This window comes from Prevotella sp. MGM1 (assembly GCF_002933775.1).
GTDB lineage: Bacteria > Bacteroidota > Bacteroidia > Bacteroidales > Bacteroidaceae > Prevotella.
Genome location: NZ_BEWV01000095.1, coordinates 24,526 through 39,384, shown reverse-complemented (window position 1 = coordinate 39,384; position 14,859 = coordinate 24,526). Strand labels below are relative to the sequence as shown.

Annotated in this window: 11 protein-coding genes and 1 tRNA gene; 4 read left to right on the top strand and 8 right to left on the bottom strand. The window is 46.5% G+C overall.

Annotated features, from left to right (window positions below; genetic code table 11):
• Positions 1–48: 48 nt before the first annotated feature.
• From MoGM_RS02985 to MoGM_RS02955, 7 genes are all read right to left on the bottom strand, one after another.
• A complete protein-coding gene (locus MoGM_RS02985) occupies positions 49–651 on the bottom strand; it encodes a UpxY family transcription antiterminator (RefSeq protein WP_104368697.1) in 603 nt (200 codons plus the stop codon).
• 361 nt (positions 652–1,012) lie between these two features.
• Positions 1,013–2,500, bottom strand: a complete 1,488-nt coding sequence (locus tag MoGM_RS02980) for a glycoside hydrolase family 10 protein (RefSeq protein ID WP_104368696.1) — start codon at positions 2,498–2,500, stop codon at positions 1,013–1,015.
• Complete coding sequence (locus MoGM_RS02975; RefSeq protein WP_104368695.1) at positions 2,497–3,126, bottom strand: HAD family phosphatase; 630 nt, start codon at positions 3,124–3,126, stop codon at positions 2,497–2,499. The genes MoGM_RS02980 and MoGM_RS02975 overlap by 4 nt, the downstream gene beginning before the upstream one ends.
• Positions 3,127–3,155: 29 nt before the next feature.
• Positions 3,156–5,921: a methionine synthase gene (metH, locus tag MoGM_RS02970; RefSeq protein WP_104368740.1), complete on the bottom strand. Its 2,766-nt coding sequence runs from the start codon at positions 5,919–5,921 to the stop codon at positions 3,156–3,158.
• A 22-nt stretch (positions 5,922–5,943) separates the two neighbouring features.
• The gene (gene smpB, locus MoGM_RS02965) at positions 5,944–6,423 is read right to left on the bottom strand and encodes an SsrA-binding protein SmpB (protein ID WP_104368694.1); all 480 of its coding nucleotides are present in this window, start codon (positions 6,421–6,423) and stop codon (positions 5,944–5,946) included.
• Entirely contained in the window at positions 6,416–6,925 is a 510-nt protein-coding gene (locus tag MoGM_RS02960) for a DMP19 family protein (protein ID WP_104368693.1), read from the bottom strand. Before MoGM_RS02960 ends, smpB begins: the two co-directional genes overlap by 8 nt.
• A gap of 835 nt (positions 6,926–7,760) precedes the next feature.
• Positions 7,761–9,635, bottom strand: a complete 1,875-nt coding sequence (locus MoGM_RS02955; protein WP_104368692.1) for a TonB-dependent receptor — start codon at positions 9,633–9,635, stop codon at positions 7,761–7,763.
• Between the two features lie 315 nt (positions 9,636–9,950).
• Between MoGM_RS02955 and MoGM_RS02950 the strand changes: the two genes are divergently transcribed.
• The 4 genes from MoGM_RS02950 to MoGM_RS02935 all read left to right on the top strand — a co-directional run bounded on the left by MoGM_RS02950 (position 9,951) and on the right by MoGM_RS02935 (position 14,568).
• The gene (locus tag MoGM_RS02950) at positions 9,951–10,652 is read left to right on the top strand and encodes an iron-sulfur cluster assembly scaffold protein (protein WP_104368691.1); all 702 of its coding nucleotides are present in this window, start codon (positions 9,951–9,953) and stop codon (positions 10,650–10,652) included.
• 14 nt (positions 10,653–10,666) lie between these two features.
• Positions 10,667–11,680: a GGGtGRT protein gene (locus MoGM_RS02945; RefSeq protein ID WP_104368690.1), complete on the top strand. Its 1,014-nt coding sequence runs from the start codon at positions 10,667–10,669 to the stop codon at positions 11,678–11,680.
• 295 nt (positions 11,681–11,975) lie between these two features.
• Positions 11,976–13,316: a retropepsin-like aspartic protease gene (locus MoGM_RS02940; RefSeq protein ID WP_104368689.1), complete on the top strand. Its 1,341-nt coding sequence runs from the start codon at positions 11,976–11,978 to the stop codon at positions 13,314–13,316.
• 16 nt (positions 13,317–13,332) lie between these two features.
• Positions 13,333–14,568, top strand: coding sequence for a DUF5103 domain-containing protein (locus tag MoGM_RS02935; RefSeq protein ID WP_104368688.1), 1,236 nt, complete (start codon positions 13,333–13,335; stop codon positions 14,566–14,568).
• A gap of 191 nt (positions 14,569–14,759) precedes the next feature.
• Here MoGM_RS02935 and MoGM_RS02930 read toward each other — a convergent pair.
• A tRNA-Pro gene (locus MoGM_RS02930) sits at positions 14,760–14,833 on the bottom strand.
• Between the last annotated feature and the right edge of the window lie 26 nt (positions 14,834–14,859).

Sequence of the window (14,859 nt, the reverse complement as noted above, 5' to 3'; positions counted from 1 at the left end):
ACACTATTTCATCATGTTCCATAACGTGAGTTCGGTGAATTTACGTTACTATATCTTTTCAATCCATGTATACGGTATTGAACTTAAAGTTACCGCAACGATTCCGGGGATTATCACAACAACCTGTTTATTTTTGTTTATTCGCTTTATTACCCCTTCCACTCCCGCGAAATTCCCGTCTATAATACGGACACGCTGCCCAGGTTTATCAAGATATGGATCATATTTAAGATATTGGACACGTTCATTATCCATCATTCTGCATACACGGATAAAGTTATCCATCTGACGCTCCGGAACAATCATAACATCTTTACTGTTATTCATAATTCCCTTTTGCATGATATAGCGCAACGGCTCCAAAACCGCATCGTTATATTTCAAATATGTAAGATAATAACGATTAGTACGGACAAATATCAAGTTATGAACGGCCGGCACAAGAAGCCTTTTGCGGTTACCGCCTTGAATTACTATATCATAACGCATTGGGAGAAAGTTTTCTATCCCCAAAGCATCAAGATGCCTTTTAACTTTTAATTCACGATTATAAGTAACACGCATCGGATACCACTGTTTTGCCCCTATCTCGTGAGACAAAAAGAGAGGGTCACCATTATCAACAATGGTGTCAATATACGTATAATACATATTCTCCCTCAGCACTGATTATCAGCAACTTTATAAGAATTAAAATATAACTCTCTTAAAAAGAGATTTATAATTTTTTGCAAAGGTAAACAAAAATCCGATAAATAAAGCCTTTTACGATTGAAAGATTTTCAATATAGACAATGTCGCATTTGTTTTGTAGAACAAATGTAGATACAAGCCAACACTTATATATTTGAAAACCACCAAGTTAACACTATTATAAATCTCTTTTTAAGAGAGTTATAATAAAAAAACAGTATATTATAAATAGTTTTGATACAAAAAATAAAACGGATACCGTTATCACCAAAACAATATATTTATTGGCACCAGTATCCGTTTTTATTTTATTTCAAAATTATAATCTCACCTTTTTCTTACTTCCCTTACTTTCATTCTGCATGCGGTCTAACGCCGTTACGACATATGTATATTGCGTCTTTCCGTCATCGTATGGCAATTTATAATATGTATCTGTCGTTATCGCCACAATCTTCGTGACATCGTCAATTACCACTTTCTCATTTCGGGCAAATCTGTATACCACATATTTAACAGCCTTGTCTTTCCAGTTCTTGCCCTTAGGCTCAGTCCAGAACAAAACGTATCCGTCTTTTGTCCACACCGGTTTCAGCTTTTTGACTTTCTTGGGCGCCTTACCGTCTATAAAAGGCATCCTCGGTTGAAGAGCCGGATATTTCCAATATACATTGCGCAACATCGTACCGTAATTGCCCACGTTATCCACCACTGCCTTAGCATACCACAAAACAGTACCGTTCACGTTGTGCATCTGTTTGTGCAAGGCATATTTGGCCGGCATCTGATTACGGTTTTTATCATTCAAATCCGGATATTTTGCCGTGCGCTCCACGTCTTCTCCGATATATAACGGACGGTTTCCAGAATGCTTGTTCCACCATTTTATCAATGTCTCGTAATCGGCGGTCGGATGACCTATCTGCCAGTAAAGCTGCGGAACGCAATAATCCACCCAACCGTTGTTCACCCACAGCAACACGTCGGCATATAAATCGTCGTAGTTTTGGAGTCCTTTCGTATCGCTGCCGTTCACATCGTTAGCCTTGTTACGGTATATTCCGAACGGAGATATTCCGAATTTCACCCAAGGCTTTATGCTCGCAATGGTGTCGTGCAGTTGCTTTACGAACAGATTGACATTGTATCTGCGCCAATCTCCGATATTGCTTATTCCGTTAGAGTGCTGACGAAACAATTGTTCATCGGGTATTTTCTCTCCTGCCGCCGGATATGGATAGAAATAATCATCCATGTGAAGACCGTCTATATCATACCTACGCACGATATCTCCAATAACCTTGCATATATAATCTCGGTTTTCCGCCATGCCGGGATTTACGATAAACTGGCCGTCATACGCAAACACACGCTGAGGCGCGGTCACCGCAATATGGTTGGAAGCAAGCACTGTTGTGGTTTTAGTCTTGGCCCTGTAAGGGTTTATCCATGCGTGCAGTTCCATTCCACGGTTGTGACACTGTTCCACCATCCATGCCAACGGATCCCAATACGGTTGAGGCGCTTTACCTTGTGTGCCTGTCAGAAATCTGCTCCACGGCTCATAAGGACTTTCATACAGGGCGTCACATTCCGGACGAACCTGAAATATGATTGCATTAGCACCGTCTTTTTGCAGCTCGTCAAGCTGATATGCCAATGTCTTTTTCATCGCCTCGGTGGGCATTCCGAGAAACTGGCCGTTCACACACTGTATCCATGCGCCCCGAAACTCACGCTTCTGTTGTCCGAACGCCATGACAACAGCGACAAAAACAAATATGACAGATATTAAGATCTTTTTCATTCGCTCAGATATTTATATATTTCAGATGTCCAGTCTGCTCCGTTTTTCGGGCAAAACGTTTTCACTCCGAGGCGTGCGGCAGCCTCGATATTACGCGGTCCGTCGTCAACGAATAGCGTTTCTTCCGGTATTATGTTCTCCGTTTCAAGCACATGGCGGAACAAACGCTCATCCGGCTTCATCACTCCGCACTTATAACTCATATACATCGCGTCCATGTAGTCAGCCAAAGAATGCCCGTTGCCATCGAAAGCATCGCTGAGCGCCCAACTCATTAAAAAAGGGTTTGTGTTCGACAGCAGCACGATGCGGTAACCCTCACCGCGCAAACGCCGAAGTGCGGCAAGATTACGTTGCGGAAGGTCTGCCACATATCCCATCCAACCGTAAAGACACTGTTCCATCGTTACTTCGTGCCCGATTATCTCACCGAGTCCGGCACGAAACCGCTCGGCGTCTATCTCACCTCTTTCCAATGCCCCGAACAGTCCCGACTGTGTATATTGGTCAAGCCGTCGCCCAGCATCGGTCAACCCTATTTCCTTGAAGCGTTTAACGGCCTGCGGCTGATCGAGAGTGATTATCACTCCGCCGAGGTCGAACAATATAGTTTTTATCTTACTCATTAATTTCGTTTATTATGCTTTTTCACCTGTCAATCAAATAAATTCAGTCTTTTTCGACGTGCCTCTTCAAGGGAAATGATGTCACTCTGCTCCTTACTGTATTCCGCTCTCAGGCTCTCGTACCTGTCTTGAAGTTCTTGTCCGAACCCCACGGTCTCTTTCTTGTTTACGAGTTTAGAGGCCACGATGGCGTTTTGAGAGGCATCTTTCATCCATACTACCGGGCCGCCATACACCGGAGCCACTTTCAAGGCAACATGCAGCTCACTCGTGGTGGCGCCGCCTATCATCACAGGAATATCGAGTCCGGCACGCTCCAACTCACGAACCACATTCACCATCTCTTCCAGGCTCGGTGTTATAAGTCCGCTAAGCCCGATGATATCCACACGCTCGGCTATCGCCTTCTTCACTATCTGCTCTGCAGGCACCATAACCCCCATGTCGATTACCTCATAGTTATTGCATGCCATGACCACTCCAACTATATTCTTACCGATATCATGCACATCGCCCTTTACAGTGGCAAGCAAAACTTTACCAGCCTTTCCACAGCCTTCCGTCTTTTCCTTTTCTATATAAGGCCGCAATATCGATACGGCATGCTTCATTGTCCGTGCCGTTTTAACGACCTGAGGCAGAAACATCTTACCGCAACCGAACAACTCCCCTACGGTGTTCATTCCGTCCATAAGCGGTCCTTCGATAATATTCACGGCACGGGGATATATTGAAAGAGCTTCTCTCAAATCTTCTTCAAGATAGTCGCCGATACCTTTTATCAACGCCGTAGAGAGACGGTCTGCCACAGGTTCCGCTCTCCACTCTTCTCTATTCCGCTCCATCCCACCGACATCCTTCTCATCTACCGTGCCTCCTGCGGTATCGGTCTCTGCTTTTATGGTGGCGGCAAGTTCCGTCAACCGCTCGGCGGCATCATGCTTTCTGTTTAGAATCACATCCTCTATTATTTCGAGCCGGTCGGCAGGAATATCACCGTAAACAACTTTTGTCACCGGATTTACTATACCGAAATCCATACCTGCGCCAATGGCGTGATAAAGAAAAACGGCATGCATGGCTTCACGTATATAGTTGTTGCCGCGAAACGAGAAAGAAAGATTGCTCACACCGCCGCTAACATGCGCTCCTGGCAGATTGCCTTTTATCCATGCAGTGGCTCTGATAAAGTCTTTCGCATAGTCTGCGTGCTCTGCCATGCCTGTAGCAACGGCAAGCACATTGGGGTCGAAAATAATATCGTGAGGATTCATTCCCACCCTTTCGGTCAGTATCTTATATGCACGTGCGGCGATCTCAACACGACGCTCGTAGGTCGTGGCTTGTCCGCGCTCATCAAAACACATCACTACCACAGCCGCTCCGAAGCGACGCACATCGCGCGCATGCCCAACAAACACCTCTTCTCCTTCTTTAAGAGATATGGAATTGACGATACACTTTCCCTGTACGCACTTCAATCCGGCCATAATGACATCCCAGTCCGATGAATCTATCATCACCGGCACACGGGCTATATCGGGTTCCGAAGCTATAAGATTGAGAAAAACGGTCATCTCGCCGCAAGCGTCGAGCAGTCCGTCGTCCATATTTATATCTATGACCATGGCACCGTCCGTCACTTGCTTGCGGGCTATGGATATGGCCTCGTCATATTTTTTCTCTTTTATCAATCGCAAAAACTTGCGAGAACCGGCAACATTGCACCGTTCGCCAACATTGACAAAGCGTACGGCCGGAGTTATCTCGAATGCGTCAAGACCGCTTAGCCGCATGGTTTCAGACATTGCCACCGGTATGCGAGGTGACTTGCCGGACAACAATGGAGAATAAAGTTCTATGTATTTTTCCGTCGTACCACAGCATCCGCCAACAATGTTCACCAGCCCCTCATCTATAAACTCGCCTATCCGGACAGCCATCGTCTTCGGTGTCTCGTCATACAGTCCCATGCTGTCGGGCAGTCCCGCATTAGGATGCGCACTGACATAAAAAGGAGCTTTGCCGGCAAGTTCACGCAGATAGGGTTTCATCTGGCTTGCGCCGAACGAGCAATTAAGACCTACCGAAAATATGGGATATGAACTTACACTCGCCAAAAAAGCATCGAGCGTCTGGCCGCTGAGTGTGCGTCCCGCCAAATCGCTAATCGTGACAGACAGCATTATCGGCAAATCCACTCCCCGACCGCCCATCACCGTCATGGCCGCGTCTATCGCTGCCTTGGCATTGAGAGTGTCAAAGATTGTCTCTATCAGTATTATGTCTGCCCCACCCTCTATCATTGCTTCCGTTTGCTCGATATAGGCATCAAGCAGTTCGTCGTAAGCAAGTTCACGCGCGGCAGGATTGCCGACATCAGGACTCATTGAACAGGTCTTGGTCGTCGGGCCTACCGATCCCGCCACAAACCGCGGTTTGTCCGCCGTAGTATACTCATCGGCCACCCTACGGGCTATTATCGCTCCCTCAAGAGCCATCTCACGGCAGCAGTTTTCAAGCCGATAATCCGCCTGCGATATTCGCTGACTGCTGAAAGTGTTTGTGGTTATTATGTCGGCTCCGGCAGACAGATACTTGCGGTGTATGTCTTCCACAATGTCAGGGCGGGTGATGTTCAGCACATCGTTGTTTCCTTTCATCATTATCTCCGCACCGGCAAACCGCTTTCCACGGAAATCTTCCTCCGCAAGGCCATACTGCTGGATCATGGTACCCATCGCACCATCCAGCACAAGTATCCTGTCTTTTACCACTGTGTCTATCCTGCTCATCGCCATTCCTGCTTGTAGTAGGTCAATAGTGCTTCATGGCACGGTCCATGTCACGCCTGTCTTCCTTTTCTTTCAGGGTCTGGCGCTTGTCAAATTCTTTCTTTCCCTTGCATAGGGCAATATCCATCTTGGCACGCCCATGCTCGTCAATGAACACAAGAAGCGGTATTATCGTATATCCGGTCTGTTTCGTCGCGCTCTGCAACTTCTGTATCTCCTTCCGGTTTAGCAACAACTTTCGGTCCCGCTTCATCTCATGATTATTGTACGAACCATAGAAATACGGGCTTACGCTCATGCCTTTCACCCAGATTTCCCCGTTGTGTATGAAACAAAACGTATCCACCAGTCCGGCCTTACCCATCCTGATGGATTTTATCTCCGTTCCCGTAAGCACGATACCGGCAGTGTATGTCTCAATGAAGAAATACTCAAATGCCGCTTTCTTGTTACGTATGTTTACAGGACTTTTCTTCCTTATCAGTTCTTCTTCCTTATTCATTGCTGATTGTTGCGAATTGTTCTATGTGCTCATCCACGTATCGAGCCACCTCGGCTGTATAACGTTCCTCGTTCTCGACAAAGTTATCATCCATGTCATCAAACTCGGGATGAGCCTCAAACATTGCCATAAACTCCTCATCGGTACATTCGCGCTCTATATCTGCCTTGTGAGCATTATACAACGTATGTGCATCGTATATCAGACGGGAGAGGTCTCTCATTCCCCATATCCTCAGAACCTTGGCAAACGGATTTAGGAATATGAAGCCGCCGTATCCGTTGTGTATCAACTGGACAAAGCCGCCGTCCATCACCTCATCTCTCAGGATGTGATAAGCGAGCAGCGTTATCTGTTCGGTGTTAAGCTCACGCATGGTCTCTGCCGTCACCTCACCGCCTATAGCGTCCATTATCCCGTCATGAAACACTTTCAGAAAAGCGTCCATACCCTCTCCCGCCGCACGGCGCAGGTCGGAGTCTTTCACTATTACTTCTTTCATAATCTCGGCAAAGATAGTGAAATATAACGAAAATATAGTAAAACGACACCAAATATTTTAGACCCGCATAAGGATTTTGACTGACGCTTATCACATGTATTTCCGGTTTAAAACCAAATTCGACCATTCGCATTAAAAAAGATGCGTTTCCGCTATAAATACAAAAGTCTATTTTGAACAGCTTTGTAAATAATATTCACACCAAATATCAATATATTGCAAATGCATATTTATGCAAAAACATACATGGCAAGTATAAGCTGGCTTTGAAAAATGACAGAAAACGAACTGACATCCGATTTACTTAACGTTAATGTGTCGTAAATACAGGTCATTTCGCTGTTGGCAGCCCGTCACCTTGCATTAGGATACCCGTTGCATTGCATTTAGCGGCTAAATGCAATGCAACGGGACGCTAAACGCAACACAACGGATATGTAAATACAGAGGTGTAAAAAGCGGAAATGCATAAATATTCATCGGTATATAAACGGTTTGCGGGACTTCATACAGTTATGAAGTCCCGCAAACACAAAATTAAGAATATACCTGAATATAGTGGGAAACCGGTAAAAACGGTATCTCAAACCGAGAAAAGATTGTTTTTGTCAAATTTCACTGTTACCAACTTTTGCATAAACATGCAACAATGATAACGATAAGTGTAATAAAAATATCAGATTATTCATAACGGTAAGCATTTTATTTTCTACAAATTTATACCAAAAACAAGCGAAAAACAAATCTTATCACGATACAGTTGCCGATATACAATTAAAGAAAAACACTGAGAAGGCTGTTAAAAGAAACCGCCACCATGATAATGTTACCCGCGTCAGAACTTCCAGTTTATACCTCCCATGAAAGTGGCTCCCGGCATTGGGAAACCGACATTAACCTCATATTTCCGTGCCAGTAAGTTCTCACCGCTCAGCCACATGCTTAGCCCCGAAGTTATCTTTCGGCTAACGGATATATCGAGCAGACAAAAATCCTCTTTCGCCTCATTCTCTCCAACCTCGGTATAAAGCCTGCCCACATACATCAAACCGGCATTCACAATCCACTTGCCGTCATGATAGTCGGCACCGAAAAAACATTTATATCCGGGAGCGGCAAGCACCGGATTCTTCATTCCGAGCACACTATGGTTGGTGACAACCGACAAACGGCCGTTAACCCTGTAAGACAGATCCGCCTCAACACCCCAATTCTCTATCACTCCACTGTTTCTATTTCGCGGCCGGCCGTTTTCATATACTGTCTCGATGATGTTGTCACCGTCAATGTAAAACAGGTTTACCCCGTATGTGAGAGCCGCAGCCCGCAAACGGTGCTTCCACGACAGTTCGTAGTTCGTCAGTCTCTCGGGCGAAAGACCGGTGTTTGAAGGCGGATAGAGATACATCTCTTTCATCGACGGATTGCGGAATCCCTTGCTTACCATAGCTTTAAGCTCTCCCGAAGCCATAGGGCGAACCACCACACCGCCCTGCGGCACCCACTCCATGCCCGTCACAGAGTGATGGTCGGCACGTATACCGGCATCTACTGTAAGCCACGGAGTGATGTCCTGCCTGAAATCCGCATAGGCCGCTATCTCATTTCGATACGATTTGCCACTTTGTTTGTTGGGAGTGTCAAGCACTTCACCTGTTGCTTTCGATGTATAATAAGCATAACCGTATATATGCTGATAGTCGGCACCCACGGTCAGGCGGTTGCCGGCGAAAAGGCGCACGCTCTGATACAACGAGACACCGGTGAGAGCGTCTTTCGAGCGGAAATGGCGCAACGTGGGATTATCAACACTTCCGGAACCGTCGTCTACCTTATGACGACCGAAATTCGTGAACACGCTGATAGCGCCGCTCGTGCGGTTATAATGGTTCTCAACGGCAACTGTCGCCAATCCGCGCGTTATCCACTGGTCGGCGCCATAAAGCGGCGTGTCGACACGCCCCGGATTGGATGCGTTGAAATGGGTTATATCAGTATTGAAATACGCGTTCCAGTGGGTGTTGAAATCATAGCTGAACCTCACATATCCTCCATATCGCTCAAATCCCATGTCAGGACGGTGGTTATCCGAACGTCCGTATTGTAATGCCACGGTGCTCGTAAACCGTCCGCCGCGAACACAGTTTGACACATCGGCCTGAAACGTGCCGTAGCTTCCGGCACCAATGTTGACCTCGCTGCGCACTCCATCGCCATGCATGCCTCTGGTGACGATATTCATCACACCTCCCATGGCATTCGAACCATAAAGCACCGATGCCGGGCCGCGCAAGACCTCAACACGCTCCGCCATCATGGTATGATAGCTGTCGCTGATCGTATGCCCGTAAATACCCTGATACTGCGGATGCCCGTCTATAAGCACAAGCATCTGCCCCGCGCCTCCGCCAAGCCCGCGCAGACTTATTCCTCCAGCCGCGCCTCCGCTCACACCATATCCCATCATGGCACGACTCGTGACAAAAAGGCCGGGCACTTGCCTCATCATCACGGGCAAGACAGACGACTGATGGCTCTCTTCAAGTTTATCGCGCCCGACAACAGTCACTGTCATGGGCAGATGTCGCACATCAGCGGCATTACGTGTGCCTGTTATTACGACATTGCCAATCCCCACTATACTGTCATTATGCGCATAAGCCGCACAACAGGATGTGAAAACGACGACCGATATAATAGTCTTTCTCATTACGAAATGGTTTATAATCGTTAATATACGGCTACAAAATTAATAAATAATACACTAAAAGCCGTTACCTTGATTACGGATTATACTACATGGATTACACTTCGGAATATCAGAAATCCATATTCAATCACATTGATGAATGACATGAAACAAACACACCGACACCGCGCCGCATGCCGCACAGGGGAACACAATGAAGTTAATAGAGTAAAAAAGAATAGCATCTTATAGGTATTTTTCAAAAAGATTTTATTAATTTTGCAAATGCTAAGTAGCAAATATTTATTATTCATTTTTACATAAACATTAGGGAATATGACTTATTCTAATGAAGTCAACAACATGTGCGTTGTTGCAAAAGGTCCCAACCACGGACCCGCTCCCATTCCTGAAGAAGGAAAATGGATTCAGGCAAAGGAGATTAAAGACATCTCGGGTTATACCCACGGTGTGGGTTGGTGTGCGCCCCAGCAGGGTGCCTGCAAACTCTCTCTGAACATCAAGGAGGGTATCATCCAGGAGTGTCTGGTAGAGACTATAGGTTGCACGGGTATGACACACTCTGCCGCCATGGCATCCGAAATCCTGCCGGGAAAGACCATCCTCGAAGCACTGAACACCGACCTTGTTTGCGACGCAATCAACACAGCGATGCGCGAGTTGTTTCTCCAGATCGTATACGGCCGCTCACAGAGCGCATTCTCTGAGGGAGGTCTCGTAATCGGTGCCGGTCTTGAAGACCTCGGAAAAGGCCTGCGCAGCCAGACCGGTACGCTCTACGGAACGGTGGCAAAAGGTACACGCTATCTCGAACTGACGGAAGGCTACATCACAAAGATGTTCCTTGACAAGGACGACCAGGTTTGCGGCTACGAGTATGTACACCTCGGCAAAATGATGGAAGCCATCAAAGACGGAATGGACGCCAACGAGGCTGTGAAGAAATTTACAGGTTCTTACGGACGCACCACCGCCGAGCAGGGAATCGTTAAGACTATTGACCCACGTAAAGAATAAGGAGGACACAGAATATGATAAGAAAAGTATCATTCGAGAGCTACGAGCGTCGCATCAACCAGGTGCTGGCCGCTCTGAAAGAGAACGGAATCGAGAGCATCGAGGAAGCAAACGAGATTTGCGAGAAAGCCGGCGTGGATCCTTATCAGATGTGTGAGGACACACAGCGCATCTGTTTCGAGAACGCAAAATGGGCATACGTATGTGGCGCGGCCATCGCAATAAAGAAAGGTGCCAAGAATGCGGCTGAGGCAGCTGAGGCCATCGGCATCGGCCTGCAGAGTTTCTGCATTCCCGGTTCTGTTGCCGACGACCGCAAGGTAGGTATCGGTCACGGTAACCTCGCAGCCCGCCTGCTCCGCGACGAGACCGAGTGCTTCGCTTTCCTCGCAGGTCACGAGAGTTTCGCTGCTGCCGAAGGCGCCATCAAAATCGCCGAAAAAGCAAACAAGGTACGCCAGAAGCCGCTTCGCGTCATCCTAAACGGTCTTGGCAAGGACGCAGCCATGATCATCAGCCGTATCAACGGTTTCACATACGTACAGACCAAGTTTGACTACTTCACAGGCGAAGTCAATGTGGTAAAGGAAACTCCTTACTCTGACGGTCCCCGCGCAAAGGTTAAATGCTATGGAGCAGACGATGTGCGCGAAGGTGTGGCTATCCTTTGGAAAGAGAACGTGGATGTATCTATCACAGGTAACTCCACAAACCCGACACGCTTCCAGCACCCCGTTGCCGGTACATACAAGAAAGAGCGTGTGCTCGCCGGCAAACCCTACTTCTCGGTGGCTTCCGGTGGAGGTACCGGCCGTACACTGCACCCGGACAACATGGCGGCAGGTCCCGCATCTTACGGTATGACAGACACACTGGGCCGCATGCACAGCGACGCACAGTTCGCAGGTTCATCATCAGTACCCGCACACGTAGAGATGATGGGCTTCCTCGGCATCGGCAACAACCCGATGGTAGGTGCTACGGTATCTATTGCCGTTGAGGTTTCACTTGCGTTGAACGGTAAATAAACCGCAACAAAAGATTTATATCCAATAAAAATCTCCCGTCATTGATATTGATGACAGGAGATTTTTTTATTTCCCATGACTGCATACGATTGGTAAATGACCGCCAAATAGATATCAAACAACCCGGCATTTACATCGTTTTTATCGTAAAAACAAAGTTTTTTACCGGACAAAGACAACTTGATTGATATTTTTCATAACTTTGCACTTATTGATTAAATACACGAAATCATTTTATAACCAACCGATAAGAATTCATTTTAATATCGGATTAGATTAACCATAATATACAAGAATGGCAAAGATACTTTTTCTGCTTCTCTGTTTTGTTCTCCCTCTAACAATCAGGGCACAGAACGCAGACGAACGCATCGGCAGATTTATGAGCGAGAATCGCTGGTTTGACCTCGCACGGGAATTGAAAGTAACACCTATGGATTCCGTTACGCCTTTGCTGCACCAAATGGCTGTCGCCATGACGCATCATTATTTCAACCGCCCGGATTCTGCATGTATTGTGTTAGGAGACTTGCTGAACAACAATCAGCAAGAGTTAGGATCCAACACCCTGGGCATGGCGACGCTAATGGGTATAAATCTGGCTCGAACAGAACATTACGCCGAGGCCGCCGGACTGATACAGAGGCTCTACGACCAACTGACCGCACAAAACGTGGACAGCACTCAGACAGAAAACTATCGTGTATTGGCACAACAATATAACACTTACGCTTCTTACGGAGAAATTTGTAAACCGCTGCACTCAACGGGTGAATACCGCATTCCCATGATTATAAACAACGAAACGGAACAGCACTCGCTCAATATCGACAGTAGAATTAACGGAAATGAAACCCGGCTACTGTTCGATACGGGTGCAGGGGTAAATATTATCTCCTCACAACAAGCAAAAGAATACGGTTTTCACCTTTTGGATGCCGGCATGCCTATGATGGGTATCGGGATGCAACAAGGACGATATGCCTTGTGTGACACCTTACGCATTGGCGGAATGGCATGGGCTAACGTACCCTTCTTTGTGGTAGATATCCAAACAGGCAACACAAATGTTGACAGTATATGCAAAGACATACCACCGGTAATCGGACTTCCAATCATGCTACGTATGAAAGAAGTGCAGTTGGACTTCGCTAACCGAGAGTTTATAATACCCGCCACACCTACACCAAATCCGCTGCATGAAAGCAATCTGCTACGGACAGACGGTGAAAATCTGCGTTTGGCCGCCACCGATAAAGCTGGGAATCCGCTTTGCTTTCATTTCGACACAGGCTGTTATTACACTACTTTGTTGCCCAAATGGTATAACAGCCACAAAGTCGAGGTCGAAAACACGGGCATGCCCGACTCCTTACGTATGGCCGGCGTGGGTGGCGTGTCTATCACCCGTAGTTACGTTTTACCACAAATGGAGTTCCGCATAGGAAACGGTTTCATTGTCCTTGACTCTGTAAATGTGAATACCGGTATAGATTTGAACACAGGACAACTGAAAAACACTGCCTATCTGAACCGTGAAGAAGACGGAACTATAGGTTTGGACTTACCTGAAAAGTTTTCACGTGTTATCATAAATCTTAAAGATATGTATTTAGAAGCGATACCATATCAATAACATCCGAATTCCTAAAATGAAATATCCGAATATCATCACTGTAATTATACTTATGCTCTGCGGAACTGCCGGGGCAAAAAACATTATATACAGCCCGACCGTAAAATCATTACAGACAGTTGTCAACAAGGACTGGCTATCTCCTCCGGTAATGCGACTGAACAGCGGAGACGTGCTGAACATCGGCTTTGACGAACTTTCGCACGAGTACAAACGGTTCACATACCACATAGACCATTGCGAAGCGGATTGGAGCCTTTCGGAAGAGATTTTTGAAAGCGACTATCTGAGCGGATTTAACGACAACCCGATAGAAGACTACCAGAACTCGATAAACACAACCGTGCTGTACACACACTACACCCTGACAATACCGAACGAACGATGCCGACTGAAAATGAGCGGCAACTACAGACTGACGGTGAATGACGAAGAGGGAGAAAGGATACTTACGGCAGAGTTCATGGTACTTGAACCGCTGGTAAACGTAGGGTTGGAAGTGTCTGCCAATACTGATATCGACATAAACAGAAGCCACCAGCAGGTGTCGATGTCGCTAAACTACGGCAGCATAAACATAACAAACCACAACGAACAGATATATACCGTGGTGACACAAAACGACAGAAGAGACAACGCCAAGACAAACATCAAACCGAACTTCATAAGCAACAAAGGGCTGAAATGGAGCCATAACCGAAGCTATATATTCGAAGCCAGCAATGAATACCGTAAGTTTGAAATACTCGCACTATCACACCCCACAATGGGTATAGACAGAATGTCGTGGGACGGACACTACTATAACGCATATCCGTTTGTCGCAGAGCCGCGGTTAAACTATATTTATGACGTTGACGCCAACGGAGCGTTCTATATCCGCAACAGCGACAATATAGAAAACGACTATACAAGCGACTATGTGTTTGTGCATTACAAATTGAAATCACCGCTTATACCACAAGGCAAACTGCTGATCGACGGCCAGTGGACGACAGATGAGCAAACAGATAACTACACTATGACATACGACGGAACGGATAATACCTACAACGCCATCATCATGCAGAAACAAGGATATTACTCATACCGTTACACTCTGCTGAACGACAACGGCACAACAAGCATACCTCCAACAGAAGGCAGCTTCTATCAAACGGAAAACAGATATCAGGCGTATATTTATTATAAAGATACAGGCGGTCGGACATGGCGGTTGGTGGGATACAGACAAGTAGAGTTCAAACCATGAAAACCGGATCATCTTCCTGTTCAGGCAGCCTAAAATTTAGACTTAACAAAGAAATCATCCTGTCTTTACATTGAGGTATAAAGTATAGATTATGCGCAATCCATCACCCCCAATATCCCATCTGCCACTATTGCATATCTAACAGATAAATGAATAAACAAAAAAGAGAACCCATCGGATTCTCTTTTTTGTCGGGGCGACAGGATTCGAACCTGCGGCCGCCTGGTCCCAAACCAGGAGCGCTACCGGGCTGCGCTACACCCCGCTGCAAATGACTCGATAAACACATCT

What these genes read in the sequence shown, in the direction of transcription:
- MoGM_RS02985 (WP_104368697.1), bottom strand. Translation starts at nt 651, where the DNA reads ATGTATTATACGTATATTGACACCATTGTTGATAATGGTGACCCTCTC.
- MoGM_RS02980 (WP_104368696.1), bottom strand. Translation starts at nt 2,500, where the DNA reads ATGAAAAAGATCTTAATATCTGTCATATTTGTTTTTGTCGCTGTTGTC.
- MoGM_RS02975 (WP_104368695.1), bottom strand. Translation starts at nt 3,126, where the DNA reads ATGAGTAAGATAAAAACTATATTGTTCGACCTCGGCGGAGTGATAATC.
- metH (WP_104368740.1), bottom strand. Translation starts at nt 5,921, where the DNA reads ATGAGCAGGATAGACACAGTGGTAAAAGACAGGATACTTGTGCTGGAT.
- smpB (WP_104368694.1), bottom strand. Translation starts at nt 6,423, where the DNA reads ATGAATAAGGAAGAAGAACTGATAAGGAAGAAAAGTCCTGTAAACATA.
- MoGM_RS02960 (WP_104368693.1), bottom strand. Translation starts at nt 6,925, where the DNA reads ATGAAAGAAGTAATAGTGAAAGACTCCGACCTGCGCCGTGCGGCGGGA.
- MoGM_RS02955 (WP_104368692.1), bottom strand. Translation starts at nt 9,635, where the DNA reads ATGAGAAAGACTATTATATCGGTCGTCGTTTTCACATCCTGTTGTGCG.
- MoGM_RS02950 (WP_104368691.1), top strand. Translation starts at nt 9,951, where the DNA reads ATGACTTATTCTAATGAAGTCAACAACATGTGCGTTGTTGCAAAAGGT.
- MoGM_RS02945 (WP_104368690.1), top strand. Translation starts at nt 10,667, where the DNA reads ATGATAAGAAAAGTATCATTCGAGAGCTACGAGCGTCGCATCAACCAG.
- MoGM_RS02940 (WP_104368689.1), top strand. Translation starts at nt 11,976, where the DNA reads ATGGCAAAGATACTTTTTCTGCTTCTCTGTTTTGTTCTCCCTCTAACA.
- MoGM_RS02935 (WP_104368688.1), top strand. Translation starts at nt 13,333, where the DNA reads ATGAAATATCCGAATATCATCACTGTAATTATACTTATGCTCTGCGGA.